Genomic DNA, 25611 nt, shown 5'->3' with positions numbered 1-25611 from the left:
TCCGCTCCCTTCCTTAAATGACCAATTTCTTAGTTTCAGTCATTTAAGTTAGCATACGATAACTTGCAAGGCAACGGGAAAATGACCATCTTTCAACTTTCGGTCATATAGGTTACGATGGCACGGAGGACATCAGATGCCGCCAACCGTGCAGAAACAGATGTTTCACGTGAAACATCTGTTTGGCTTGAAGGCGCCGAACCGAGAAAAACGGCTCCGCTCGCCCATCGCGCCTCCGATCATGCGGCCCATCGCGTGGCCGGAGGCGGCGCAGCGCGACCGCGAGGCGAGAGCCGGCGCGCCGAGTATCGTGCGCGGCGCGGCGCTCGACCCGTGAACGACGAACAGGATGCACCCGCAAGCGGCTTGCAACGCGGCGCGCGGCGTGCGAGTACAGATCAGCTTGTGGCGCGTGTCCTGCACGCGACCCAGGTCGTGCGACCCGCCGACGAGGCAACCCGCGGGCGCGTCGCGAACGCGGCGGCGCGGCGACAGACACGCAGGTCGTACGGTATACGGACAACGCGGTAGCGCAAGACGGCGCGCGGCCTGCGCACAACGCGGAGCGCGCACCCGCAGACGACGCGCGGCGCGCCCCGCGCGGTCAGCCGACGCCCTGCCCGCCGCGATGCGCACCCGACGACAAGGAGGACGCCATGCCCGCGATATTCAACGAAGCCCGCCGCGCGGAGATACGCCAGAGCCTGCTTGCGGCAGGGTTCGACCTCATGAGGGAGCGCGGTCTGCGCCGGCTCACCATTGACGAGGTGACGAGCCGCGCGGGCATCGCGAAGGGGACGTTCTACAGCTTCTTCCCCTCCAAAGAGGAGTTCGTCTACCAGATCGTGGTCAAGGGGCGCACACGCGTCGCGACGGAGCTCGAAGAGCTGGCCGACCGAGCCGGCGGGAAGATCGACCGCGCGGCCTTCGAGAGCTGGCTTTCGCGCATGTGGCGCGACGGCGCCGAGCTGTACCGCGCTGTCGGCGTCGACGGCTGGCGCTACCTGAGCGAGAAATGGCCCCGCGAGCGCTCCTTCAGCCCCGATGTCGACCGAGAGACGTCCGAATGGATTCTCTCGAAGCTCGACGGCGTAAGCCCGCATGCGGACTGGCGAACGTTCGCGAACCTTCAGAAGGCCATCGCCATGCTCTACCTCAACGAAGAGAACGTGCACGCCGACGCGCTCGACGCCACAGTCGGCATCATCATCGACGCCATGGCGCGCGCCCTCTTCGACCCCGAGCCCTCCTCCCCCGTCCCCGCGCCGCCATCGCAACCGCGCTGACGCCCGTCGCCTCGCCTCCCCGTCGCCGCCCCCGCGGCGATCGCCGCGAACGAGCGCCGCGGCCTTCCCTTGAAACGCCCCTCCTCCCGTATCGGCGGCCCGCGCATTACGTCCCGCTCCCAAGCGCAAGGGCAGACGAGCGCCGTCTCCGCATCAGCGCCGGATCCTCGCAATTCAACGTACAGATGTTTCACGTGAAACATCTCGCACGGAACGCGCCACCGTGCCTGCGAGCGCAGCCCCGCCCAATGCAGCCGCGCCGCGTTCGCGCCCGCAAACGCAAGGAGGGGTGGAGGCGCGCGATGGGCGCTTTCTCCACCGCATCGCGCCCACACCCGCGAGCGCAAGGGCAGACGAGCGCCGTTTCCGCATCGACATCGGACTCTCGCAATTTGTCGTACGAATGTTTCACGTGAAACATTCTCGCGCGGAACGCGCTACCGCGCCCACACCCGCGAGCGCAAGCGCAACCCACGCCTCCCGCGCCCGCGAGCCCCCTGACCGACGCGCTCGCAAGCCCACCCCCGTGCCCGACGCAGCCGAGGCCGAGCCGCGCTACGCGATTCCCCGAGGGGGAACCGCCCGAGATCGTCGGTACTCCGACGGAGCGGCGCCCTGGAGGCGCTTGAACGCCTCGGCGAACTTGCTGGGGTTCGAGTAGCCCGCGCGCAGGGCCACCTCGGCCACGTTCAGGCGGGTGGAGGCCAAGAGGTCGGCGGCGAGGCGCATGCGGCGGTCGCGCACGAAAGCGGCCACCGACATGCCCTGCACGCTGCGGAAATACCCGTTCAACGTGGCCGCCCCCACGCCGAAGCGGCGGGCGAGGGCGCGCACGTCGTGGGGCTCGGCGGGCGCGCGCTCCACCTCGTCGCGCACGGCGCGCACCATGCCCATCTGCGCCGGCGTGAGGAACGTCGGCGGGCGCGCGGCAGAGAAATCCCGTGTGAACAGGTCGGACAGAAGTCCCATGAGGCCGATCTTGCAGCGCGCGGCGTCCAAGCGCTCCGCAGCGGTGCCGATGCGCTCCATCGCGTCGTTCAGCGCCCAATCCCCCGAGAACACCACCGTCGTATCCGGTCCGCCCACCCACGCATCCAGCGGAATCCCCGTCTCTGCCAGCGCCGCGAAGGAGGGATCCCGCAGCACGCGCGTGCTCACGAACAGTTCCACGCCCCGATAGCGCCCCAGCGGATACTGGAACTCGCCCGGCTGCGTGCGCGCATGCCCCACGCAGAAGTCGCCCGTCCCCACCACGGCGAAGCCCTCGGACGGCACCAGCACCTCGCAGCGGCCCTCCATGCAGAAGTTCATCGAGAACCACGTGTCGTCCAGAAGGCGGCCCGCGTCCCCGTCCTGCGGCGGCAGCAGGTTCGGGCACCGCTCCACCTCGAAGTCCACCGTGCTCGCCAGAAACCACGGCGACACGACGAACGTGCGCATGGTGCCGCGCCCCAACGGCTCGTCGAGCGAAAGCTCGTAGCACCGCCCGTCGAACGAGACATGCATGCCTGTCGATAGATGAATCTTTTCGAGCGAAAAAGGCTCGCGCATACCTCGTCTCCTTTCTCTTTCCGCATTATAACCGCCTAGGAGGCCTTTTAATTCGGTAAGGCTAACTTGCTGCGATATGGAGTTAAAACGTGCAAACGGAGTTGAAGCCCCGCATGCGCAGCGCCTACCATGAAACGCGCTGCGCCCGCCGCGAGGCCGCTTGGCGCAGCGGCGAATCGAGAGAGGAAGGACCTCTATGATGAAGTTGAGCGACGCCCCGGAGGGCGCTCGCGTGCGCATCGCGGCCACCGCGGGCACGGCGCGCTTCCTGGGGCGCGTGACCGCCATCGGGCTCACGCCGGGTTGCGTGCTGGACGTGCTGCAGAACAAGCGGAAGCGCCCGGTGCTGGTGCGATGCCGCGACAGCGCCATCGCCATCGACCGCGGCGACTGCGAGAGCATCCGCGTGGAGGAGGCGCTATGAGCTGCGACCAATGCAACGGGTGCGCCGCGGGCGCGGGAGCTGCAACAGATGGCGGTGCAGCCGGCAGCGCGGGGGCTGCAGCGAGCGCAGCCAGCGGCGCGGGGGCCGCGGCGGGCGGCGCTTCCGCGGCGCGGGCGCCGGGAGCACGGCGCATCGCCCTGCTGGGCCAGCCCAATTCCGGCAAGTCAACGCTGTTCAACGGCCTCACCGGCGCGCGGCAGCACGTGGGCAACTGGCCCGGCAAGACGGTGGAGCGCAAGACGGGCACCTTCCAGCACGGCGGGCGCGCCTACGAGGTGGTGGACCTGCCCGGTTCCTACGCGCTGTCGGCGATGTCGCCGGAAGAGGAGGTGACGCGCGGCTTCCTCGCGCAGGGCGGCCTCGACGCGGTGCTGGTGCTGGCCGACGCCTCCCAGCTGGAGCGCAGCCTGTACATGCTGGCCGACTTCGCCGGCATCTCCTGTCCGGCCGTGCTGGTGCTGAACCTCATGGACGTGGCCGAAGGGCAGGGCAAGCGCATCGACGCGGCGGCCATCGAGCGGCGGCTGGGCGTGCCCGTGGTGCCGCTCGTGGCCGCCGACCGCACGCGCTACGACGCGCTCTACCAGGCGCTGGAGCGCACGTGCGATGAGCGGGCCGTCATCGACCCCGCCGCCCTCGAGCGCGCCATGGCGCAGCGCTTCGGCAGCACGTGGGACGCCGTGGCAGCCCAGCTGCCGGAAGAGGGCATCGGGCCGTACAGCCGCTTCTGGCTGGCGGCGAAGCTCATCGAGGGCGACGGCCCGGCGCGCGAGCTGGTGCGGCAGCACGTCGACGCCGCCGCGAACGCCGCTCTCGACAAGGCGCTGCGCGGCGTGAAAGACGGCATCCAGAACGCGGGCGCAGCGCGCTTCGCATGGGTGGAGCAGCTGATCGCAGGCGCGGTGGAGCGCGAAGAAGAGGCCGCGGGCGGGCGCGAGAAAAACGCCGCCTCGGCTGCGGGCTCGCGCGAGGCAGCCTCCACCGCCAGCACCGGCAACGCGAAAACCGCATCGCCGCTCTCGCGTTTCGACCGCCTCGCCACGGGCTCGCTCCTCTCCAAACCCCTCGCCGTCGGCATGATCCTCCTCGGATTCGTGCTGGCGTTCGTGCCGGCGATACCCATCATGATGGTAGGCGGGATGATCTCCTCCCTCGGGCAGGAAGCCGCCTTCGCGCTCTCGGGCGCGGGCATCCCTGATGTGGTGGGCAGCTTCCTTTCGGGCGTGGTGTGCAACAGCCTGTGCTTCGGCACCATGATGGTGGGCTACGTGTTCGGCATCAACCTCGTGTTCGGGCTGTACGAGGAATCGGGCTACATGGCGCGCATCAGCTACGTGTTCGACCATGCCATGTCGCGCTTCGGGCTGCAAGGCAAGTCGCTCATGCCCTTCCTTATGTGCTTCGGCTGCACGATGGGCGGCGTGTCGGGCTCGCGCGTGATCGACTCGTGGGGCCAGCGCATGCTCACCGTCATGATGGCGTGGGCCATCCCTTGCGGCTCCACGTGGGGCGTGGTGCCGGTGCTGGCCGTGGCGTTCTTCGGCATGGGCGCGCCGCTGGTCATCGTGGGCATCTTCTGCGTGTGCGTCCTGCTCATGTGGGCGGTCGGCCGCCTGTTCGGGCCACGCTTGGTGAAGGAGGGTGAGCGCGCCGGACTGGTGATGGAGCTACCGCCCTACCACCGGCCGCGTTTGGGGAACGTTCTGCATGGCGCGATCCTCAAAAGCCGCCAGATGTTCGTGCGCGCTATCCGCGTAGTGGCCATCTTCGCATTCGCCATCTGGGCGCTCACCTACACGGCCACCGGCAGCGTGGAGGGCTCGGCGCTGTACGCGCTCGGCACCGCCATCGAGCCGATCACGCAGTTCTTCGGCATGGGCTGGCAGACGTTCACCGCATGGCTGTGCGCGCTCGTGCTGAAGGAATCGGCGCTCGGCGTGCTATCGGGCCTGTTCGCGGGCGGGGCCACGCCCAATGCGGCCGTCGTCACCGCCGTGACGGGCGGCGTGGCCGTGGCCGGCAACATCGGTGAGATCATGGCGCAAGCCATCTCGGCGCCCGAGGCGCTGGCGTTCATCTTCGCGTTCACGTTCAACATGCCCTGCGCCGCCAGCGTGTCGGCCACCTGGGGCGAGGTGCATTCCACGAAATGGACGGTCATCACCGCCGCGTTCTACATAGCCAGCTCGCTCATCCTAGGTTGCATAGTGTTCCACGTGGCCTCGCTGTTCTTCTAACGCGCGCAAAACGCAGGGGATGCGCAACGCGGACGAAAGCGACGACGCACAGTGACGGCACAGGGCATCCGCACCATGTGCCGTCACCTTCATGCACCGTAAGGGTGCATTTTTCGTCAAAAGATGCACTGTGACAGTGCATTTGGGAAGACGTCATGTGCCGAACAGCTCGCTGTGCGAGCCGGTGCGGACGGCATCCCACCCAGAGCGGCGAGCCCGCCTCGTTGAAGCCGTGGGGGTTCGCGAGACGAAAGGCTCCCCGCCCTACCCCGCGATGCGCCAGCCTTCGGCGGCCGCGCGCAGCTCCACGAAGCGGCGGTACGTGCCGCCTTCGGCCATGAGCTCGTCGTGCGTGCCGCGCTGCGCCACTGTGCCGCCGTCAACCACGAGAATTTGATCGGCGGCCTCGACGGTGGCCAGCCGATGCGCGATGACCACGACGGTCTTGCCCGCCGTCAGCTCTTCGATGGCGCGCTGGATGAGCGCCTCGTTCTCGGGATCGACGCTGGCGGTGGCCTCGTCGAGCACCACGATGGGCGCGTCTTTCAAAAGCGCCCGCGCGATGGAGATGCGCTGCTTCTGCCCGCCGGACAGGCTCGCCCCGCCCTCGCCCACCACCGTGTCGTAGCCCTGCGGCAAAGAGCTCACGAAATCGTGGCAGCACGCCCGCTTCGCCGCGGCCACCACCTCCTCATGCGTCGCGCCGGGGCACCCGAACGCGATGTTCGCCTCCACCGTGTCGTTGAACAGGTACACGTTCTGAAACACCATCGAGAAGTTTTCCAGCAAGCTGTCGCACGCAAGCTCCCGCACGTCGCGCCCGCCCACGACCACGCGCCCCGCCTCCACATCGTAGAAGCGCGCCATGAGGTTCGCGATGGTGGTCTTGCCCGAACCGGAAGGGCCGACGATGGCGCAGGTCGAGCCTTCCGGGATGCGAAAGCTCACGTCGTGCAGAACCCGGCGCGCCCCTTCGCCCTCGCCGTAGGAGAACGACACGCCCTCGAATGCGATGTCGAAGCGATCGAGGCGCACGTCGCGGCCGTCCTCGTCGATGAAGCGCGCCTGCTCTATCTTCTCGAGGCGGTCCATGATGTCGTTCAGATCGCCCAGCATATGCGCCGAATCGTTCACGCGCTCCACGCCGGAGTAGATGGTGAACGAGAACAGCGAGAACGCGAAAAACATCCACAGCGGCAAGTCGCCCGTAAGGCACGCCCACGCCGACGAGGCGACCAGCGCCACGCTGGCCAGCTTGAGCGATGCAAGGTGGATCACGTTTTTCGGCGTGAATCCGAACTCGATGCGGATGCGGGCGCGCCTCAGGTCCTCGACCGTCCGCAGCAAGGGCTTGCTCGCCGCGCCGCCATGGCTGAATGATTTCGCCGTGCCCAGCCCGCGCACGAACTCCACGATGTCGCTCGCGAGGCGCTCGGTGGCCTCGTGCGCCGCCGGGGCGAGGCGCGTGGCCGTGCGGTTCACCTGCGCGAGCGCCGCGCACGACACCGCCACGCCCGCGAGGGCGCCTGCGGCGGCGAGCGGGTTCATGACGAGCAGGAAGCACACGATGGCGGCCAGGTTCACGTACCCGTTGATGACGGCGTCCACCATCTTCATGCCCTGAAGCTCGAGGATGCCCAGCTCGGTGGTGGCGGTCGCCAGGATGTCGCCCGTCTTCACCTTGTCGAAGTACCCGAGCGGCACGCGCTTCAGCACGGCGCCGATGCGGATGCGCTCCTCGGGGGCCACCTCGTAGCCGATGCTCTCTTGCAGGCGGTTCTTGCCGTACGAGAACGCGAAGCGCAGCGCCACGAAGGCCGCGATGGCGGCCAACGACAGCCAGACCCATGCGGGATCGAGCGTGCTCGCGCCGCGAGCGTCGTCTGCCACCTGGCCGAGAAGCCACGCCGCCAGCATGACGGGCGCCGCCGTCGCCCAGGTCATGAAGAACGAGCACACGCAGCCCAGCACGAGGTTGCGCCGGTACCTTCCCGTCCACCTCACGATGCGCGCGAGGGCCTTAAGCATGAGGATCGACCTCCTTCCCAACACCGCGCCCGTCCGCATCCGCCGCACGGCTTGCCGCGCCGGACGTCCCGCGCGCCGCGCCTTGCGCCCCCGCGCCGTCGCGGCTTCGCGCACCTCGGCCCCTCCGCGCGCCCGCCGCGCCTCCGGCGCCCGAAGACCCTGCGGCCCAGCCCTTCGCGCCCACATGGGCCTCCCACATGTCCGCGTACAGCGCGCATCGCTCAAGCAGCTCTTCGTACGCGCCCTCGTCCCTGACGCTTCCGTCCTCTATCACGACGATCTTGTCGGCCCCGCACACGGTGGACAGCCTGTGGGCGATCACGACGAGCGTCTTGCCGCGCGTCAGCTCTGCGATCGAGCGCTGGATGCGGTCCTCGTTCTCCGGATCGGCGAAGGCCGTGGCCTCGTCGAGCACCACGATGGGCGCGTCCTTCAGCATGGCGCGCGCGATGCTCACCCGCTGGCGCTCGCCTCCCGACAACGCGCTGCCCGCCTCGCCCGCAGGCGTGTCCCATCCGCGCGGCAGCCGCGCCACGAACTCGTCGCAGCACGCGGCGCGAGCGGCGGCGGCCACCTCCTCGTCGGTGGCGCCGGGACGCCCGAGCCGCACGTTCTCGCGCAGCGAGCAGTCGAACAGGAAGTTGTCCTGGGCCACATAGCTCACCAGCTCGGAAAGCTGGTCGAGCGGCATGTCCCGCACGTCCGCGCCGCCGATGCGCACGCTGCCGGCATCCACGTCCCAGTGACGCGCGACAAGGCGCGCCACCGTGGACTTCCCGCCGCCGGACGGTCCCACGAGCGCCACGAACGAGCCTTCCGGAATCGTAAGGTCGATGCCGTGCAGCACCTCCTCTCCCTCCTCGTAGGAGAAACGCACGCCGGACAGCTCCACGTCCGCTCCGCGCACGCGGGCGCGATCGCGGGGTTCGGGCAGCTCGGGCAGCCGCAAGAACTCGTCGGCGTCGGCCACGGCGTACTCCATCGACTTGGCCTCGTTCAGAAACGCCCCCAGCCTCATGGCGGGATCGACCACCGCGAGCGCCATCACCAGGCACAGCCCCAGCTCGGCAGGGGCCAGTTCGCCGCCGAGGTAGAGCGCCAGTCCCACGGGCACCACGGCCAGAAGCGTGGTGGGCATGATGGACGTCGCCAGGTTCATGCTCACCCACGTGGCCTTGAACCAGCCCAGCGTGAAGTCGCGAAACGCCCGCACCGCGCCGGCGTACTTCTCGTAGGAGTCGCTCGCCTGGTTGAACGCCTTCACCACCTCGATGCCCTCGATGTACTCCACGATCACGCTGTTCACGCGGTTGCCCTCTTCCACATAGGCGGCGTACATCCGGTTGAAGGCGGACAGGCCGCCGGCGAACACGACCAGGCCTGCGGGCACCGTCGCGACGCACGCGAGCGCCATGCGCCAATCGATGGCCGCCAGCCACGCCACCAGCCCCGCCGCCAGAAGGAAGCTGCCCGACAGCTCGGGGATCATATGCGCAAGCGGCGGCTCGATGCCCTCGATGCGGTCGATGAACACGTTTTTGATCTGCCCGATGCTCTTGCCCTGCACCGTGCCCAGCGACGCGCGCATGAGCTTGGCCGCGAAGTCGCGCCGCAGCTGCGCGAGGATCGTGTAGGCCGACACGTGCGAAAGCAAGGTCGAGACGCCGAACAGCACCTTGCTCGCCACGTAGGCTGCCGCCGCCGCGGCAATCCACGGCACCGCCGCATCCCACGCCCCGGCCCCGCCTTCGCCGCCCGACGCGCCCATCACGATCTCCATGATGCGGTACACGGCGTAAAACGGCACGAACCCCATCGCCACGCTGGCCACCGAGGCGGCAAGCGAAGCCGCCATCTTGCCCCGGCACCGCCCCGCGTAGCCCAAAAGAACCGCCACCCACGAGCGCTTTCCGCTCGCCGCAGCCGTCTGCGCTTCCACCACCCGCCTCACCTCTTCGCTGCTCGTCCACCGGGCTCCCGCCCCACTGTAAGGCAAGAGAGGTGGCCCGTCCGCTCCGCAGGGACGGCGACTAGCCCGTTCGGACGGGAAGTTAGATGCGGAAAGAATGAGAAAGGCCGGGTGGAACGACAGGAGAGAGTCTCGCAGAGAGAAAGGGAACGGCAGAAAACAACAGAGCGCAGACGGCAACGAAAGGCGTAAGAGAGCAGTGAGGGGCAAAGGAAGTCAGTACGCTCTAGAAACGCAAAAACAAGACAGCGAAACTCCGAGCACGCAAAGAAGGGGCATCCTTCGAGGGCATACCTCACTCACCCGCCCGCCATCTGGAAGAATCGCCTCAGACCCATCCTGCGATCCCTTGCAAAAGCGGTGGCACAACAAGGGCAATAACACAGCTCGCCAAAGTCCCCACAAGATAGCATTCGGCAAACTCTTTATCGTCAAGCATCTTGAAACGCGCGATGCTTTTCGCCGTCAAAACAAACGCTATGGCCGCGAATTGACCATGAACGACAAGCACGGCGATGATCGTCCGCTCAAGCATGCCGATCCAGCGGCCCGCACGAAGGCCCTCATCGTCGTCTTCGCCGCCGCACCCTTCGCACCGCTCCCCTCCAACACGAACCCCATGCAGAAGAAGCCGCATGAAGACAGCGGCGGGCTTCCACATCACCAGCAGCATCAGCGCCACTGCAAAAGCAGAGCCCTCAAAAGGTTGGCCCACAAGAGCCACGCATAAAGAAGTCACGTCGAGCAATGGATGGGCGGAAAAGAGCCCTACCGCAACAGCGATGCAACATGCCAAGTGAAGAGCCTGATCGACGCAAAAGACAGTAAGCGGATTCGCGCCACGCCCCTCCACCATGCCTTTAAGACAATCGATAAGCGCATGGGAAGCGGCCAAAACAAGCCAGGCCAATGCAATCGATTCTCCCGAAAACACGCAAACCGAAAAGGGGAGCATGCAGAGGGAGTACAGCGCGCAATGGATGACCAGAAGCTTGACGCTTCCCCGTTTTCCCTTCGCGACCCGATTCGTTTGCGCATAGAAATCGCCCGCCACATGCCCCGCGATAAGCAGCAAGACGGCGTATCCGAGCGTCATAAAAACCGCCTCGCGATGCACGCGAAAGCCACAATCGCACTACGCTCCTGAACGATACGCCCTTGGGAGATCTTGCGATCAAGCCCTTGCCGTGAGACGCCCGCTACATTAGCAAGATCATAGGAAATGCCCGTCAAATCCTTTCCGGAAAGGATAGGCCATTCCGAATCGCAAACGAACTCGCGTAGGCCGACCGGCCTCCATAGAGAGGCCATTCCCCCCTCCCCCGCCCGCAAGACACCCTCGATCAACTTGGACGCCTGCCGCTGCGAACAAAAGCTCTTTCTGCGCAAGACATCCAGCCCTCGGATAAACAACTCCTTGGTGGATACGCCTTTTTCAAGAAAGCGAAAATCGCCGCCGTCTAAAACAATAGGCCGCATGAGCTCGACAACGAGCGCCGTCTCGTTTTGGGCGGCGGTTCTCATTTTGCAGATGCCCAAAGAATGATCCAAGAGGATCGTCAGCGCATCGTCATACGCACCGCCCGACCTGAAGACCAGATCGAAATGCTTGTTCGTCTTCGCACGATCAATCGCAGCGCGCGCCCGGTGATACGCTTCACCGTCTTGCCCCGTCGAGCCTTCCTCCTCCAGAAAAACGCTCCATCCTCCCAAGCCGATTCCACCGCGCAGAACATCAGGGCCCATTAAGAGATAGAGCATTCGGTAATACAGACACGCGGAAACGGCATCATGGAAAAGCCCTTGAACCTCATCCCCTGCGCTGAACATGACTTTTTTTATCAGAGATTCCGAGAATATCTCATTTAGGTAGGAAATCGATTCGGACAAGAGGATTTGCAAGTTGTCACGGGCAACCGATCGATAGCTGCGGGAGTTCTTCACATCGGCCATCAAAACAGCATACTGAACCAATTCGTCCTCCCCTCAACACTGCTGCCTCTAGAATCTTCTCCGTCTCAATATAGCATGGAATTCATTCTCCTGTTGGCAACAAAAAGCGTTGCTAATGAAGAATAGCAACAAAAAGCGTTGCCAACAAAGCGTGGCAACAAAAAACCCAACCTGCGATCCCAGAGAGGCTGAAAGCGAACTCCCTCGTTTCCCCCATCACGAAAAACGGCCCTGCCTCCGGTAGGCGGTGGGGGTCTGCCCGATGACGTCCTTGAACGCGGCGGTGAACTTCGACGGGCTGTCGTAGCCCACCATGAGGCCGATGTCGGCCACGCGCAAGCCGGTGTCGCGCAGCAGCTGCGCCGCCCGCTCCATGCGCCGCGCGCGCAGGTAGGCGAACGGGGGCATGCCGTAGACGCCCTTGAAGCACGCCTTGAACGCGGTGAGCGGCAAGCCGACGCGCTCGGCCGTCTCGCGCGCCGAGAACCCCGCGGACAAGTCGGCCACCATGCTATCGCGCGCGGCCTTCACCTTCTCCACCTGCGAGCGGTGGAAGTACGGCCGCCGCTCGTTGAGCGCAGGGCTCGCGTCCGTCGTCTCCAAAAGCAGCAGCAGTTCGAGCACCTTCAGCTTGAAGCAGGCCGCGCGCACCTCGGAAGGGGCGGCGCACAGGTCGGAGAAGATGCGCTCCGCACCGGGCACGCCGCGCATGATGGCCGGATCGCCGCTTGCGCAGAAGCGCCGCCGCAGCGCGCGCAAGTCGACCGGAAAACCGCCCAACGCGCGCTCGATGGAACGTTGGGCGCGCTTGACCTCGAACGACACGGTGATGCCGTGGTAGTGCGCCAGCGGCATCACGAAGCGCCCCACATGGCGCGTGCGGTCGTCCACCTTCAGATCGCCCGCCGCCACGTACGAGCACGTCCCATCGGACAGCAGCTGCTCCATCCGGCCCTCGAAGCAGTAGTCGACGCACAGCACCTCGTCGCTCACCGCGAAGCCCGACTCGCACTCCTCCATATGAAAGTCGTTGAACGAAAGGCGCACGCCGGGAAGCACCTCGAAGAAGCGCATGACCCCTTCGCCCGCGTCTCCGGCCATCCGCACGACGCAGCGCCCGCCGCTTTGCCTCACGTCCACGCCGCAGCCCCCAACGGCACCGTCCTCGAAGCAGCGCAGCAAATCGAGGGAAGATGCGGTGTTCGCGACATTCGCCATGGTGCTCCTTGCTCATCCGAAACGGCCCCGCTCCTCGAAGGCCGTCCGCTCAGTCTCCCATATGATACACGCTGTCGCAGCAGCGGCTGATGAATTCGCGATCATGCGTGACCACCACGATGGAGATGCCCCGCTCGGCCAGACGGCGCACGAGCCGGCTCACGTCGACCATATGGCCGAAGTCGAGGCCGCTCGTGGGCTCGTCGAGCAAAAGCACCTCCCGCCGGGCTAAGAGCGCGCACGCCACGGCCAGCCGCTGCTTCTGCCCGCCCGACAGCGCCATGGGGTGCCGGGTGGGAAGCAATTCCAGGTCAAGAGCGGAAAGGACCTCCGCGATGCGCTCGGCGGCGGCATCGGAGGCGGCCCCGCCCAGCGCCAGCTCGCATTCGCTTCGGACGCTGTCGCCGAACAGCTGGTGGTTCACGTCCTGCATCACGAGCGAGCACGTGCGCCGTCGCGCCCTCGCATCGAGGGGGTGCCCGTCGAAGGCTACCGTCCCCTCCGTCGCGCGCTCAAGGCCCGCCACCGCGCGCAGAAGCGTCGTCTTGCCCACGCCGTTCCCGCCCATGACGCCCGCGACGGCGCCGCGCGGCACGTCGAGGTCGACCGGGGGAAACGCCCGCCGCCCTGCGCGCGAGCACGAGAAGCCGCGCAGCGACAGGCCCCGCTCGAGCAGGGCGCGGGTGGGCCGGGGCGCAGGCGGGCAGCGCAGGGCCAGCACGTCGGCGGGATCGACGGCGCGCAAGCCGAGCCGCTCGCGCTCGGAGGCGGGCAGCGCGCGCAGCTCGTCGGGAGCGAGCTCGCGCACGATGCGGCCGCCTTCCACGAGCAGCGCACGATCGACGAGGTCGGCCATGAAATGCAGCCGATGCTCGGCCACGATGACGGTCTTGCCGCGGGCGAGGATGGACGCCACGTGATCGTGCAGGATGCGCGCGGCCTCGGCATCGAGGTTCGCCGTCGGCTCGTCGAGCACGTACACGTCGGGGCCCATCGCGTCCACCGAGGCGAACACGAGGCTTTGCTTCTCGCCGCCCGACATCTTCGTCACGTCGCGGTCGAGAAGCCGCTCGGCGCGCAGGGCCCTCACCGTCTCGCCGACGCGCCGCTCGATGACCTCGGCGTCCACGCCGGCCGCCTCCAAGCCGAAAGCCAGCTCGTCGTTCGAGGTGAGGTTGAAAAACTGCGACTTCGGGTTCTGGAACACGCTGCCCACGCGCAAGGCCAGCTCGTACATCTCGCACGCAGCGGGGTCGAGGCCGCAGACCCGCACCTCGCCGGCGCGCTCGATCGCCGGCTCGAACTGGGGGATGAGCCCGTTCACGCACTTGGTGATCGTGGTCTTGCCCATGCCCGAGCGACCGCACAGAAGCACGCATTCGCCGCGGCGCACGCTCAAAGACACGTCGTCGAGGATGCGCGATCCGTCGGGCGCCGCGCACGACACGCCCCGCAGTTCCACGACGGGCGCGTCGTCGGCGCGGCTCGCCGCAGACGCGCGCCCGCGCACCCGCCCGCTCGCGTCCGCGCCTTCGCAGACGGCCGCGCTATCGCACGTCGCCGCATCCTCGCGAACCGCCCCGTTCTCGCCCGCAGGCGCGCGCCCGCAACCAGGCATGCACCCGCCCGCCGTCTTGCGCCCGCGAACCGCCTCGCCCCCGCGCGTCGCCGCGCTTCGCCCGCCAGCCGCCATCAGTACGCACCTCCCCAGAGCGCCGTGCCCACCGCCGCCGCAACCGCCAGCGCGAGCACCGCCCAGTCGGCGGCGCGCATGCGCAACCGCTCGGTGTCGGTGGAACGCGCCGGGTTCTCGATGCCGCGGCACGTGGCCGCGCGCGACAGCTCGTCGGCCGTGGAGGTGGCCGACATCACCAGCGGCACGACGAAGCACTCCATCCGCGCCGACGCGGGGATGTCGCGCAGGCGCATGGCGTCGCGGATGTGCGAGGCCTCGTCGGCCAGCGTGGGGAAATAGCGCATCGTCACCGTGAGCGGGACGAGCACCACCTGCGGCACGCGCAAGCGCGCCAGCGCCGCGCACAGCCGGTGCACCGAGCACTCGGCCACGAGGAGCGACCCTGCCATCAGGCACAGAAACACCTTGCGCGAGAACGTGAGGCTGATCGTGAACATCGTGGCCGCTATGCCGCCGACGTTCGGGAACACGAAGGTCAGGATCGCCCACAGCGCGCCGTAGCAGCCGAGATACCCAAGCGCCATCCGCACGTGCCCGCACAGCGCCTGCAAAAGCGCCACGGAGGCCACGAGCGCAAGCTCCACGGCCGGGCTCTTCGACATGAACGCGACCGCGGAGGCGGCTGCGAGCACGCCCAAGATCGCGCGGGGATCGAGCGCCACGAGGCCCCTGCGCTCCCGCGCGCCGAGCGTGAAACGCTTCGCACCAGGCGCAACCCGCTCCATCAGACAAGCCCGGCCTTCTCGAAGTGCTTCTTGAACAGGACGCGCGCGATGGCCGCCCCCGCCAGCCCCGCGACGAACGTGCCCGCCAGCATCGCGACGAGCACCGGTGCGCTCGCCAGCGCGTCCAACGTGGCGCAGTACTCGACGCTCATGCCCTGCGCGGAGATCTGCGCCATGAACGAATCGTGGAACACCCAGATGGGAAGCGGGCTACCGCACATGCCGAACCCGAACACCGCATAGGCGAGGGCGTTGCCCGCAAAGCCCTTCCACCGCGCGAGCGCGCGCACGGCTTCGGCCAGCACGCACGCGCCCGCCATCATCCCCAAGATGAGCGGCGTGAACATGCCGGTGACGAAGTAGATGAGCGCCACGATAAGGCCCATGATGACCACCGCGCCGGGCTTTTGCACCTTCGCGCACATGAGCATGAACGGGATGCCGGCCAAAAGCCCGTCAAGCACCGGCATGAACACCCACAGCGCCGGATGGAGGCCGCCCAGCAGCATGGTCGCGAACTGGATGACGAAGTAGATGGCGGTGAAAATGCCGATGGTGATGAGGTCGCGCCCCTTGAGAACGCGGCTGTCGGACGGACGCGTTTGCGCCACGGCGTGCGTTGCCATTGCTGTCTCCTCACTAGTTAACCTTAGGTTACTTGCATCGGAGACAGTATGTGGCAACGGGCGGCGGCTGTTTAGCCCGATCGGCTGCGCCTGTTCCGTTCGGCCAGCGAATCTGCCCGCGCGCCGCACGAGGGATCGAGGGCCCGCATGCTGTCGCGCGTCACGCCGTCGGCGTCCTTGCCTTTGCCTTCGTTCTCGCCTTCGTTCTCGCCTTCGCTCTTGTCCTCGCCCTCGCCCTTGCCCGCGCTCGTCAAAAGAGCCGAGAGAGCAGTCCCCTCGCCCTTCGCTCCCGTCCCTATCGGCCTCAGGCGCGCACGTCGAGGAACTGCGCGAGCGGGATGCGGCGCGCCTCCCTCTTGTCGGCCGGACGCGGCTCGTCTGCCGCGTATCCCACCGTGAGCATGTTGACCGGCACGACCTCCTCGGGCAGATCGAATTCGCGGCACACGACGTCCGGATCGAAGTGGCACACCCAGCACGTGCCGAGGCCCGCGTCATGCGCGGCCATCATCATCTGGTCGCACACGATGGTCGCGTCGATGTCCGCGCTCACCATGCCGTCGTACGAGCGACGCCACGCGTCGGCGGGACGCACGCACACGAGCAGCACGAGCGGCGCCCCGAACACGCTCCCGTCCTTCGCGAAGTTCGGCGCCGAGCGCGCCATCTTCTCGAGGTCGGCCGCCGAAGTCGCCACGATCACGCGCGAGGGATGCCGGTTGCACGCGCTCGGCGCAAGCCGCCCCGCCTCCAGGACGGCATCCACCTTCTCCTGCTCGACCGCACGCTTCTCGTACGCGCGCACCGAGTAGCGCGCCCTCGCCACCTCGAGAAAGCCCATAGCGCATCGCTCCTTCCTCAGCCGCCTCGCCGCGCGGACCCGCCTTCGGACGGCGCCGCGCCGCATGTTCTCTGTCGCCGCGATTCTCCCTCATCGCGCCCTCGAACGCAAGCCGAGAGGCGCCGAATGCGCGCCGCTTTCCGACGCGCCTTTCAAAAACCTCCTCGCGTCCGGCGAACGGCATACGAAGCGCGCGTCCGTCCAGTGGCGCAGCAGCCGCATGCTGCGCGGTCGCACGCCCTTGTCTCGCCCCCATCACCCCTCCCCGCCGTCGCATCGGCGAGGAGCGGAGGCGCTATCACGCACGGTAAACGGCGCAGTTGTTGGGGGTCTCGTACATGTCCACCTGGGACACGGGAAGGCCCTGCTCTGTCAAGCGCTCGCACGCATAGCGCGCAAGGTTCTCCGCTGTCGTGCGGAACGGCAGGATGGTCAGGCTGAAGCCCTCGGCCTCCAGGGCCGCCAGCGTCGCATCCGAAAGCGACCCCTCCTCCACGAGGAAGGTGTGGTCCAACTCCTCGGCCAAGGCGCGCACCGCCCGCTTGAACACGCCGAAGTCCATCACCATGTCCTTCATCGTGCCGTCAGCTTGCAAATCGGGAGACTCGAGGTGAACCACCATGCGCCACCGGTGTCCGTGAAGGTTCTCGCATTTGCCGTAATAGTCGGTCAGGAAGTGGGCCGAGTCGAAGCTGGCCTCGGTTTTCAATCCGTACATGACGCTCCTTTGCACGATCTCTTCAGTCGCCGCCATGATAGCACACTGAAACGATGGCATCTCACCGGCATTCATAGAACAAGTGTGCCAACTTCTCCCTTACCGCGCAAGTTCAGGAAAGGCCCGTTTTGGGAACTCTCGGGAAAGCCGCCGTCCCAGGATCGAGAACCGCGAGTCGGGACCGGAACCGCGATCGAGAGCCGCGGATCAAGGCCCGGGCCGGGCAGGCCGAAAGCGGCAAGCGGTCCGAAAGAGAGAGGCACGAGGGGAGGGGCGAGCGGTCCGAGGGCCGAGGGCATGCAGCGCCAGAGAATGACCGACTCATGGCGGGTTTTGACGGAAATCCGCGGTCGGAAAGCGCCGAGTCGGATCTAAGCAAGCCGTCCCGCCCGCAGACCTCCGCATCGCCCCTGGTCGGAATCGATGCCACAGGCTCCCCGAGAGAAAGGCCCTCCGGACGATCGCGGTTTTCCGTCAAAACCCGCCAAATCCGGGAAAACCTCGGGCGCGTCGCTCCCGAATGCGGCCCGAAAGCAGGGCCTCGGGCTGCCCGCCCGCCCTCTTAGGTGGGCGCCCTCTGTTCAACCGCCCGCGTCGCCCGCCCTCTCGGATGGGCGCCCTCTGCCCAAGCCGCCCGCGCCGCCCACTCGAGTCGCGCGCCGCCCACACCCCGCTCGAGCCGCGCGCGTCACCCGTCCCCCACTCGCGCCGCCCACGCCAGCCTCAAGCAGCCAACGCCCGCCAGAACCGCAGCTTCGCGAAACGGGCCCCGCCCCGCCGCCGGCCGGCGCCCGCCATCGCGGCAAGCCGAACAAACGCGCGGGCGGGCCGAGCGCGCGTCAGGCGCAAGGACGGGCGGCAAGGGAGGCCGCCAGCTTCTGAAACGAGTCCTCGCTCAGGCAGTGCTCCATGCGACAGGCTTCCTCGTCGGCCACGCACTCCTCCACGCCAGCCGCGCGCAGCAAGCCGAAGAAGAACTCATGGCGTCCGGCCACGCGCTCGGCGACGGCGCGCCCCTCCTCGGTGAGCCGCACGTCATGGGCCACCACCCGCACAAGCTGCTGCCGCTCGAGCTTTGAAAGGGCCTTCGACACGCTCGCCTTCGACACGCCAAGGCGCTCGGACACGTCCACGGCCCGTGCGAAGCCGTGCTCGCGACGGATCGCGAGCACGGCTTTCAGATAGTTCTCGGCAGATTCGTGAACAGGTTGTCTCATGCTTGCCACCTCGCTGCGCGACCCCTTTCGGCGCGCGCTTCGCCTTCACTCGTTTCGGTATACCAGAAACGAGCGGCCCGTTCCACTCCAAAGGGTCGCGCTCCTGCTCCGATCGGACGTTTTGTCCCAGCCGCGCAACGCACGGGAACACCGCCCCGCTTCGACGCGGCTCCGCATCAGCACCGCACGACGAATCGCCTACGCGCATAGGGGCGGCGCGGAGCGGAGCATCCACGCCGGCCCGCGCGGCGGCACGCACCGGGGTCGCCGCGCACGATGGCGCCGGCCCGCCTCGGCGGCGCGCACCGGGGCGCACCGCGCGAGGCAACACCGCGCCGCGCGCGGCAAAGCCGCCCCGCCTCGGCCGCGCGCGGACGCTACCTCGCGAGCCGCCAGCCGGCGGCCTCGCGGCGCAGGCTCACGAAGTCGCGGTAGATCCCCGCATCGCGCATCAGCTCCTCGTGCGTCCCGCGCTGCACGATGCGGCCCTCGTCCACCACGATGATCTGGTCGGCATCGGCCACCGTGTTCAGCCGGTGCGCGATGCTCACGAGCGTCTTGCCGCGCGTCAGCTCGGCGATGGCCGCTATCAGCTCGTGCTCGTTCTCCGGGTCCACCGAGCTGGTGGCCTCGTCCAAGATGACGATGGGCGCGTCTTTCATGATGGCGCGCGCGATGCTCACGCGCTGGCGCTCGCCGCCCGAAAGCGACGCGCCACCCTCCTCCAGCACCGTGTCGTAGCCCTGCGGCAGCGCGCTGATGAACTCATGGCACCGCGCCCGCTTCGCCGCCTGAACCACCTGCTCGTGCGTGGCGTCCGGCACGCCGAACTTGATGTTGTTCTCCACGGTGTCGTTGAACAAGTACACGTTCTGAAACACCATCGACACGTTCGCAAGCAAGCTCTCCGCCGTGCCCTCGCGCACGTCGGCCCCGCCCACGCGCACCGCGCCGGCGTCCACGTCCCAGAAGCGCGCGATCAGGTTCACGAGCGTCGTCTTGCCCGAGCCGGACGGCCCCACGATGGCGCAGGTGGTGCCCTCGGGAATGCGCAGCGACACGTCGTCGATGACCCGCCGGTCCGCGTCGTAGGCGAAGCTCACGCCGTCCAGCTCCACGTCGAAGCCGTGCGGCTCAAGCGGTGCGTCCGTCGTGTCCTGCTTCGGGATGGCGCACACCTCGTCCACGCGGTCCAGCTCGCCTTCGATCTTCTTCGTGAGAAACGCCGCGTCGTTGGCGTGGATGAGCTCGCCGTAGATCATGAACGCCGCCACCAGCAGCGTGAGCGCCCACGACAGCGGCAGCGCGCCGTTCAGGTACAGCGCGCACGCGGCGAACAGCACCGCGCAGCTGGCCACGTTGAACACGAGCGCGTACAGCTTGAGGACGCCCTGAGCCGCGGCCTCCTGCCGGTAGTCGGCCTGGCGCTTCTGCTCGAAGGACGCTTTTGCGGCCGCCAACGCCTCGTCGGGCGTGCTGAACGTGCGCAGGACGGCCATGCCGCGGGCGTACTCGATCACCTTGTCGCTCATGGCCTCCTGCGCGGCGGTCACCTCGCGCGTCACGCTGGTGGCGCGACGGCGCAGCACGTTCAGCACGTACAGCCCCACCGCGATGCCCGCGAACGTGATGACGGCCACCGGCCACGCCACGAACAGGAAGAACGCGCTCATGATCACCGCCATCGCCACGCCGCCCGAAAGGCCCGTCAGGCAGATGGTCATGAACTCCTCCAGCTGGTGCACCGTGGTGGTGAGCGTGGTGGTGATGGCCGACAGGCGCTGCTCGGAGAAGTAGCCCATCGGCGCGCCCTTCAGGCGGTCGCCCACGCGAAGCCGCAGGTCGCGGAAGATGTCGAAGCCCTGCGCGTCCATCTTGATGTCCACGAGGTACTGGAACACGTACTGCCCCGCCACGCTGACGAGCAGGATGCCGAGGCATTGCAGCGCCACGACGCCGTCCAAATGGTCGCGATTCTCCAGCGCCCAGAACACCGCGCCCAGCATCCCCGCCATGAAGAACGCCTTCAGGACGTTGCACACCATGCCCACGATCAGGCTGCGCCGCGCCGCCGGCGAAAAGCTGGCGGCCAGATCGAGCACTCGTTTGACAAGCGCGAACATGCTACCTCACCTTCCTTTCGCCCGCGGAAGAGCCCGAATCCGCCCGCGTTTCGCCCTCTTGCGCCTGCGCCGCGCGCCCCTCTTGCGCCGCGCGCCTTTCCTCTTGCGTCGCGCGCCCCTCCTGCGCCGCGCGAGCGTCATGCGCGCCGCCCGCCTCCCGCGCCGCGCTCGATGCGGGGGCCTCCGAAGAAAGCGCGTCCGCGTAGCGGCTCCACATGCGGGCGTACACCTCGCAGCCTTCAAGCAACTCTTCGTGCGTGCCGCGGCCGACGATGCGCCCGGCATCCATGACGAGGATCTGATCGGCCCCGCGCACGGTGGACAGGCGGTGCGCGATGGTGACGAGCGTCTTGCCGGCCACCAGCTTGCTGATGGCGCGCTCCACCAGCGCCTCGTTCTCGGGGTCGGCGTAGGCCGTCGCCTCGTCGAGGATGACGATGGGCGCGCCCTTCAAGATGGCGCGCGCGATAGCGATGCGCTGCTTCTCGCCGCCGGAAAGCCGCTCGCCCGCCTCGCCGGCGCGCGTGGCGTAGCCCTGCGGCAGACGACTCACGAACTCGTGGCACCCCGCAGCGCGCGCAGCGGCCTCCACCTCGGCGTCGCTTGCCGAAGGGCGTCCCATGCGGATGTTGTCGGCGATGGTGCAGTCGAACAGAAACGTGTCCTGGGCCACGTAGGACACGTGCTCCATAAGCTGCTCGAACGGTATGTCCCTCACGTCCACGCCTCCGAACGCCACGCGACCCGACGTGGCGTCCCAGAACCCGGCCATGAGCTTCGCCACGGTCGACTTGCCCGAACCCGACGGGCCCACGATGGCCGTGACCTGCGCGGGACGCGTCTTAAAGCTCACGTCGTGCAGCACTTCGGCCCCCTCGTGGTAGGAAAACGACACGTTCTCGAACGAGAACGACTCGCCGACAAGCCGCACGCGCTCGCAGGGGCGCGAAAGCTCCGGCTCGCCCAGAAAGTCCCAGATGACGTTCAGGCACACGTCCATCCGCGAAATCATGCCGCCGGCCTGCGCGAACTTCAGAAGGGGGCCGACGAACCCGAGCGGTATGACGATGCACGTCAGAAGCGCCGGCAGCGCCAGCTGGCCCTGCGCCATGAGCCACACGCCCAAGGGCAGCGACACGAGCAGCGTGCAGGGCACCACCGCTTTGACGGCGGCCATCCACACCCAGCTTTGCCTGAACCAGGCCAAGGTGGAATCGTGGTACTCGGCCACCGCCTCGGAGAACCCGCCGTACGAGCTGGCCGTGCGGCCGAACGCCTTGATCACCTGGATGCCGTTCACGTACTCCACCAGCGACGAGTTCATCCGCTGCTCGCTTGAGATGTAACGGGCCATCTTCGGCTTGTAGTCGCGCATCATGGCGGCGTAGAACAGCACGCCCAAGGGGATGGTGGCGAGGCCGGCCAGCCCCATGCGCCAGTCGATGAGAAACACGATCGTCATGGCGAGCAAAGGGCCGAACACGTTCGAGGGCAGCTCGGGCATGAAATGCGCGATAGCGTCCTCGAGCTGGTTCACGTTGTCGACGAAGCGGTTCTTGAACGTGCCGGTGGGCGTGTCGATGATCGTGCCCATGGGCACGCGCTCCATCTTCTCGGCCATCTGCTCGCGCATGGTGCGCAGCGCCTTGAACGCGATGCGGTGGCTCATCATGGACGAGCGCCACGTGAAGAAGAACCGCGCCGTATGCGCGAGCGCGGCGACGCCCGCCAGCAAAGCCGCGCGCTCGAGCGTGAGCGTCCCCTCGACAAGCCCCGCCGCCAGAAGCGCGATCACCACATAAGGCACCATGCCCGCCACCTCGCCCACGCAGGCGAGCGCAAGCGAGCACACCATGCGCCCGCGGTCGGGCCGCATGAAGTAGTACAGCTTCGCGAACGCGCTCGGCCGCGCGTCGCGGTTCGCCGGAGAAACCTCCATGATCAACTCCTCGAAACTCCTTGCAACGCTTTAAGTTAGTCCGTTTCAACTTCGTGCAGCATGCCTCATACCGAGGGAGCGGAAAGCCGGCGACGGGAAGCCCCGCCGCATCGCGGCAGCGAAACGCCTATTCGAGGCTGCCCCGCGCCATGGCCGCCATTCGATACCGGTGCCCCGGCCTCGCTTCGGTGTCCCGACCTCGTTTCGACGTCCGCGCTCCGGTCGCCGCACCTTCGGCATCCGCGCCCCGACCGCCCTCCGGCACCCGCCACCCACCCGCCGCACCTCCGGCATCCGCATTCCAACCGTCGCGCCTCGGCGTCCGCATCCCAACCTCGTTCGGCACCCGCGCTCCAACCGCCGGCCGCCGCCCTTTCGGCGCTTGCGTCCCGTCCTCGTTGCGCGGCGCGAACTTGCGAAGATCAGCGCAGGTCGATCCTCCGATCGCCCGCCATGCGGGCCAAAAGCTCGTCATGGGTGACCACCACCACCGTCTTGCCCGCGCGGGCGAGCCGCCGGCACCATGCGGCCACCTGCGCGACCCCGCGACCGTCGAGGCCGCTCGTGGGCTCGTCCAGCACGACGAGGTCGGCATCCGAGCAGTACGCCGCCGCCAGCGTCACGCGCTGCTTCTGGCCACCGGAGAGGCTTGCGGGATGTCGGTCGGCCAGATCGGCGAGGTCGAACGCCTCAAGCGCTTCCCACGCACGTGCTTTCAGCGCGTCATCCACCCTGCGTCCCAACACCACCTCGTCGGCCACGCTGCCGGCGTAGAGCTGGTAGTCGGCGTCCTGCATCACGAAGTAGCCGCGCCGCCGTCGCTCGCGTCGCGCAACGGGACGGCCGCAAAACGTCACGCGCCCCGCCTGCTCGCGGACCGCCCCGCACAGAACCTTCGCGAGCGTGGTCTTGCCAACGCCGTTCGGCCCCGCGACCACCGTCACCGCCCCGCAGGGAAACTCCGCGTCGAGTCCGCGCACACCCCGCTTCGTGGAGGGATGGAGGTAGGTCAGCCCTTCGACCCGCCAAACGCGAGCGCTCCCTGCCTCGCCGTCTGACGCAGACGAAAGAGAAGCGCCCGCGCGCCTCTCGGCCGCGCCCTCGAAGGAGGAAAGCGCGCCCTCCTCCTTTATCTTGGGCGCAGCCGGGCAAGATGCCTGACCGGCCAACCTTCCCACGCCATGAGAAGAAGCCGCACCCCCGGCCGCCTCGCCCGATGCGGACGAAAGAGAAGGATACGCATGGTTTTCGGCCGCGCCCCCGGAGGAAAGGAACGCGTCCTGATTGGCCAATGCGCCCTTCCCCCTCTCATCCCCTCCCCCTGCCTCGACCGCGGCGGCCGCCTCCTCGGACACGACCGAACGAGCCGCCGGACCGGGCGTTTCCCCCGCACCGCGATGCAGGCTCGCGCCTCCGAAGGGTCCTTCTTGGCGAAGGCCCAGGGCTTGAACCTCCTCCAAGGGAAGAGCGGCCAGCTCCGCGGGGCTCCAGCGGGCGATCACGCGCCCGCCTCGCAGGTACAGGTACTCGTCGGCCACGTCCAAGAAGCGGTGCAGGCGATGCTCCGACACCACCACGGCGGCTCCGCGTGCTTTCAGGCGCGCCAAAACCTCCACGAGCGCGGCGGAGCCCTCCGCGTCCAAGTTGCTGGTGGGTTCGTCCAGCACGAGCACCGCCGGCTCGCACGCGACGGCGGCAGCCAGCGCCACGCGCTGCTTCTGGCCGCTCGACAGCGCGGACAGCCCCTCTCCCACCAGCCCCTCCACGCCGCAGACCTCGGCGGCGGCGCGCACGCGGCGCGCGACCTCGGCGGGATCCACGCCCAGGTTCTCGGCCGTGAACGCGATCTCGTCGCCCACCGTTCCCATGAAGAACTGGCTGCGCGGATCCTGCATCACCACGCCGAGCCGCTCGGCGCGCTCCCGCGGGGCGAGCCGGCGCACGTCCGCGCCGCACACCTCCACGACGCCCGAAAGGTCGCCGGGGAAGAACGTGCCCGCAAGGCCGTCGATCATGCGCAGCACGGTGGACTTCCCCTCGCCCGAGCGCCCGCACAGCACAAGGCAGCGGCCGGGAGCCACCGACAGCGACACGTCGCGCACGCCCTCGCCCGGCGCGGACGGCGAGGCGGGGACAGCAGACGCCTCTTTCGCCTCGCGCTCGGACTCGTCCACATAGCGAAACGAGGCCCGGTCGAGCAGCACGGCCGCCATCCGTTCGCCTTCGCGTCTTGCCGTCATGCCAACCCCTCCCCTGCGCACAACCCGACGCACACGGCCACGACCGCCGCAGCAACCAGCGCATCGCGCGCGCCCAGCCCCACATGGTGAACCGACGTGCGTCCTCCGTCGGCCTCGATGCCCCGCAGCTCGGCCGAAGCGGCCAGTTCGGCCGACAGCCTCAGGCAGCGCATGACGAGCGGCGTGTAGAGGCATTCGTAGACGAGGGCGGGATGCAGCACCGCGTCGAGCGCGCGCGGAAAGATGCCGCGCATCCTGATGCCGCGCACGATGGAGCGCGCCTCGAACGGCAGCGCCGACGCGAACCGGAACAGCATGCACACGCCCACGAGCGCCCGCCGCGGCACGCGCCAGCGCGCGAGCGCGCACATGATGGCCGAAGGCGACAGCGAGAACAGCGCGCATCCCGCCGTGAACGGCGGCACCATGTGCATGAGGCTCACGAAGAGCACGCCGTACAAACCCGGCAGCGGCAAAAAGCTCAGCCCGCACACGACGGCGAAGCTCGCGCACGAGCGAAGCGCGAGGCGCGCGCGTCCGTTGCCCGCGAGGTACAGCGCGGCCGCCGCCTGCAAAAGCGCCGTCTCGAGCAGACCGACGAGCACGACCGACGCGACGCCGAACGCCGCGACGGCCAGCACGTGCGTGCGCGGGTCGAGCCCGAGCACCCCCTCCCGCACATCGACGGCCCCAAGCGCCGCTCCGTCGGACACCGCCGCAGCCGCCGCAGCCGCCGCAGCCTTCGCGGTCCCGGTCGCCCGCCCAGGTCCGACCTTCCCGAACGCCCGCCCGGCCTCCC

20 protein-coding genes are annotated in these 25611 nt (G+C 67.9%); 4 read left to right on the top strand and 16 right to left on the bottom strand.

Annotated elements, in window-relative coordinates:
• Positions 1-136 precede the first annotated feature (136 nt).
• Together C2L80_RS05555 and C2L80_RS05550 are read left to right on the top strand one after the other, a co-directional pair.
• On the top strand, positions 137-337 hold the full coding sequence (locus tag C2L80_RS05555) for a hypothetical protein (protein ID WP_087197607.1): 201 nt from the start codon (positions 137-139) through the stop codon (positions 335-337).
• A gap of 319 nt (positions 338-656) precedes the next feature.
• Positions 657-1286, top strand: coding sequence for a TetR/AcrR family transcriptional regulator (locus tag C2L80_RS05550; RefSeq protein ID WP_087197609.1), 630 nt, complete (start codon positions 657-659; stop codon positions 1284-1286).
• 555 nt (positions 1287-1841) lie between these two features.
• Here the strand turns inward: C2L80_RS05550 and C2L80_RS05545 are convergent.
• On the bottom strand, positions 1842-2837 hold the full coding sequence (locus C2L80_RS05545; RefSeq protein ID WP_157941020.1) for a helix-turn-helix domain-containing protein: 996 nt from the start codon (positions 2835-2837) through the stop codon (positions 1842-1844).
• A gap of 196 nt (positions 2838-3033) precedes the next feature.
• Between C2L80_RS05545 and C2L80_RS05540 the strand changes: the two genes are divergently transcribed.
• Positions 3034-3261 carry a FeoA family protein gene (locus C2L80_RS05540; protein ID WP_087194883.1) on the top strand — a complete coding sequence of 76 codons (228 nt, stop codon included), beginning with the start codon at positions 3034-3036 and terminating at the stop codon, positions 3259-3261.
• On the top strand, positions 3258-5519 hold the full coding sequence (feoB, locus tag C2L80_RS05530) for a ferrous iron transport protein B (RefSeq protein WP_191382502.1): 2262 nt from the start codon (positions 3258-3260) through the stop codon (positions 5517-5519). Before C2L80_RS05540 ends, feoB begins: the two co-directional genes overlap by 4 nt.
• 264 nt (positions 5520-5783) lie before the next feature.
• Here feoB and C2L80_RS05525 read toward each other — a convergent pair whose 3' ends face one another.
• The 15 genes from C2L80_RS05525 to C2L80_RS05450 form a co-directional block, all read right to left on the bottom strand.
• On the bottom strand, positions 5784-7547 hold the full coding sequence (locus tag C2L80_RS05525) for an ABC transporter ATP-binding protein (RefSeq protein WP_103262817.1): 1764 nt from the start codon (positions 7545-7547) through the stop codon (positions 5784-5786).
• A complete protein-coding gene (locus C2L80_RS05520; RefSeq protein WP_239938736.1) occupies positions 7540-9489 on the bottom strand; it encodes an ABC transporter ATP-binding protein in 1950 nt (649 codons plus the stop codon). The genes C2L80_RS05525 and C2L80_RS05520 overlap by 8 nt, the downstream gene beginning before the upstream one ends.
• A gap of 355 nt (positions 9490-9844) precedes the next feature.
• Positions 9845-10612, bottom strand: coding sequence for a DUF3307 domain-containing protein (locus C2L80_RS05515; protein WP_087197613.1), 768 nt, complete (start codon positions 10610-10612; stop codon positions 9845-9847).
• A complete protein-coding gene (locus C2L80_RS05510; protein ID WP_129589905.1) occupies positions 10609-11490 on the bottom strand; it encodes a SatD family protein in 882 nt (293 codons plus the stop codon). Before C2L80_RS05510 ends, C2L80_RS05515 begins: the two co-directional genes overlap by 4 nt.
• 195 nt (positions 11491-11685) lie before the next feature.
• Positions 11686-12687, bottom strand: a complete 1002-nt coding sequence (locus C2L80_RS05505; protein ID WP_087197618.1) for a helix-turn-helix domain-containing protein — start codon at positions 12685-12687, stop codon at positions 11686-11688.
• A gap of 49 nt (positions 12688-12736) precedes the next feature.
• Positions 12737-14380, bottom strand: coding sequence for an ABC transporter ATP-binding protein (locus C2L80_RS05500; protein WP_239938734.1), 1644 nt, complete (start codon positions 14378-14380; stop codon positions 12737-12739).
• Entirely contained in the window at positions 14380-15108 is a 729-nt protein-coding gene (locus C2L80_RS05495; RefSeq protein WP_087197620.1) for an energy-coupling factor transporter transmembrane component T, read from the bottom strand. The genes C2L80_RS05500 and C2L80_RS05495 overlap by 1 nt, the downstream gene beginning before the upstream one ends.
• The gene (locus tag C2L80_RS05490; RefSeq protein ID WP_087197622.1) at positions 15108-15734 is read right to left on the bottom strand and encodes an MptD family putative ECF transporter S component; all 627 of its coding nucleotides are present in this window, start codon (positions 15732-15734) and stop codon (positions 15108-15110) included. Before C2L80_RS05490 ends, C2L80_RS05495 begins: the two co-directional genes overlap by 1 nt.
• Positions 15735-16038: 304 nt before the next feature.
• Entirely contained in the window at positions 16039-16575 is a 537-nt protein-coding gene (locus C2L80_RS05485; protein ID WP_087197625.1) for a nitroreductase family protein, read from the bottom strand.
• A gap of 298 nt (positions 16576-16873) precedes the next feature.
• Positions 16874-17293 carry a 6-pyruvoyl trahydropterin synthase family protein gene (locus tag C2L80_RS05480; RefSeq protein ID WP_087197627.1) on the bottom strand — a complete coding sequence of 140 codons (420 nt, stop codon included), beginning with the start codon at positions 17291-17293 and terminating at the stop codon, positions 16874-16876.
• Between the two features lie 839 nt (positions 17294-18132).
• Entirely contained in the window at positions 18133-18510 is a 378-nt protein-coding gene (locus C2L80_RS05475) for a metal-dependent transcriptional regulator (protein ID WP_087197629.1), read from the bottom strand.
• Positions 18511-18887: 377 nt separating this feature from the next.
• Entirely contained in the window at positions 18888-20633 is a 1746-nt protein-coding gene (locus tag C2L80_RS05470; protein ID WP_087197631.1) for an ABC transporter ATP-binding protein, read from the bottom strand.
• Position 20634: 1 nt separating this feature from the next.
• Entirely contained in the window at positions 20635-22572 is a 1938-nt protein-coding gene (locus C2L80_RS05465) for an ABC transporter ATP-binding protein (protein WP_087197633.1), read from the bottom strand.
• A gap of 422 nt (positions 22573-22994) precedes the next feature.
• Positions 22995-24812: an ABC transporter ATP-binding protein gene (locus C2L80_RS14285; RefSeq protein ID WP_239938732.1), complete on the bottom strand. Its 1818-nt coding sequence runs from the start codon at positions 24810-24812 to the stop codon at positions 22995-22997.
• Positions 24809-25453: an energy-coupling factor transporter transmembrane component T family protein gene (locus tag C2L80_RS05450; RefSeq protein WP_239938738.1), complete on the bottom strand. Its 645-nt coding sequence runs from the start codon at positions 25451-25453 to the stop codon at positions 24809-24811. The genes C2L80_RS14285 and C2L80_RS05450 overlap by 4 nt, the downstream gene beginning before the upstream one ends.
• Positions 25454-25611: the final 158 nt, after the last annotated feature.

It is taken from the genome of Rubneribacter badeniensis (assembly GCF_002899695.1).
GTDB classification, from domain to species: domain Bacteria; phylum Actinomycetota; class Coriobacteriia; order Coriobacteriales; family Eggerthellaceae; genus Rubneribacter; species Rubneribacter badeniensis.
Note: the sequence above shows the minus strand (reverse complement) of the source record. Positions and strands in the feature narration are given on the sequence as shown.

Excerpts from the sequence above, each read along its gene's own strand:
- C2L80_RS05555 (WP_087197607.1), top strand. The coding sequence starts at position 137 with ATGCCGCCAACCGTGCAGAAACAGATGTTTCACGTGAAACATCTGTTT.
- C2L80_RS05550 (WP_087197609.1), top strand. The coding sequence starts at position 657 with ATGCCCGCGATATTCAACGAAGCCCGCCGCGCGGAGATACGCCAGAGC.
- C2L80_RS05545 (WP_157941020.1), bottom strand. The coding sequence starts at position 2,837 with ATGCGCGAGCCTTTTTCGCTCGAAAAGATTCATCTATCGACAGGCATG.
- C2L80_RS05540 (WP_087194883.1), top strand. The coding sequence starts at position 3,034 with ATGATGAAGTTGAGCGACGCCCCGGAGGGCGCTCGCGTGCGCATCGCG.
- feoB (WP_191382502.1), top strand. The coding sequence starts at position 3,258 with ATGAGCTGCGACCAATGCAACGGGTGCGCCGCGGGCGCGGGAGCTGCA.
- C2L80_RS05525 (WP_103262817.1), bottom strand. The coding sequence starts at position 7,547 with ATGCTTAAGGCCCTCGCGCGCATCGTGAGGTGGACGGGAAGGTACCGG.
- C2L80_RS05515 (WP_087197613.1), bottom strand. The coding sequence starts at position 10,612 with ATGACGCTCGGATACGCCGTCTTGCTGCTTATCGCGGGGCATGTGGCG.
- C2L80_RS05505 (WP_087197618.1), bottom strand. The coding sequence starts at position 12,687 with ATGGCGAATGTCGCGAACACCGCATCTTCCCTCGATTTGCTGCGCTGC.
- C2L80_RS05500 (WP_239938734.1), bottom strand. The coding sequence starts at position 14,380 with ATGGCGGCTGGCGGGCGAAGCGCGGCGACGCGCGGGGGCGAGGCGGTT.
- C2L80_RS05495 (WP_087197620.1), bottom strand. The coding sequence starts at position 15,108 with ATGGAGCGGGTTGCGCCTGGTGCGAAGCGTTTCACGCTCGGCGCGCGG.
- C2L80_RS05490 (WP_087197622.1), bottom strand. The coding sequence starts at position 15,734 with ATGGCAACGCACGCCGTGGCGCAAACGCGTCCGTCCGACAGCCGCGTT.
- C2L80_RS05485 (WP_087197625.1), bottom strand. The coding sequence starts at position 16,575 with ATGGGCTTTCTCGAGGTGGCGAGGGCGCGCTACTCGGTGCGCGCGTAC.
- C2L80_RS05480 (WP_087197627.1), bottom strand. The coding sequence starts at position 17,293 with ATGTACGGATTGAAAACCGAGGCCAGCTTCGACTCGGCCCACTTCCTG.
- C2L80_RS05475 (WP_087197629.1), bottom strand. The coding sequence starts at position 18,510 with ATGAGACAACCTGTTCACGAATCTGCCGAGAACTATCTGAAAGCCGTG.
- C2L80_RS05470 (WP_087197631.1), bottom strand. The coding sequence starts at position 20,633 with ATGTTCGCGCTTGTCAAACGAGTGCTCGATCTGGCCGCCAGCTTTTCG.
- C2L80_RS05465 (WP_087197633.1), bottom strand. The coding sequence starts at position 22,572 with ATGGAGGTTTCTCCGGCGAACCGCGACGCGCGGCCGAGCGCGTTCGCG.
- C2L80_RS14285 (WP_239938732.1), bottom strand. The coding sequence starts at position 24,812 with ATGACGGCAAGACGCGAAGGCGAACGGATGGCGGCCGTGCTGCTCGAC.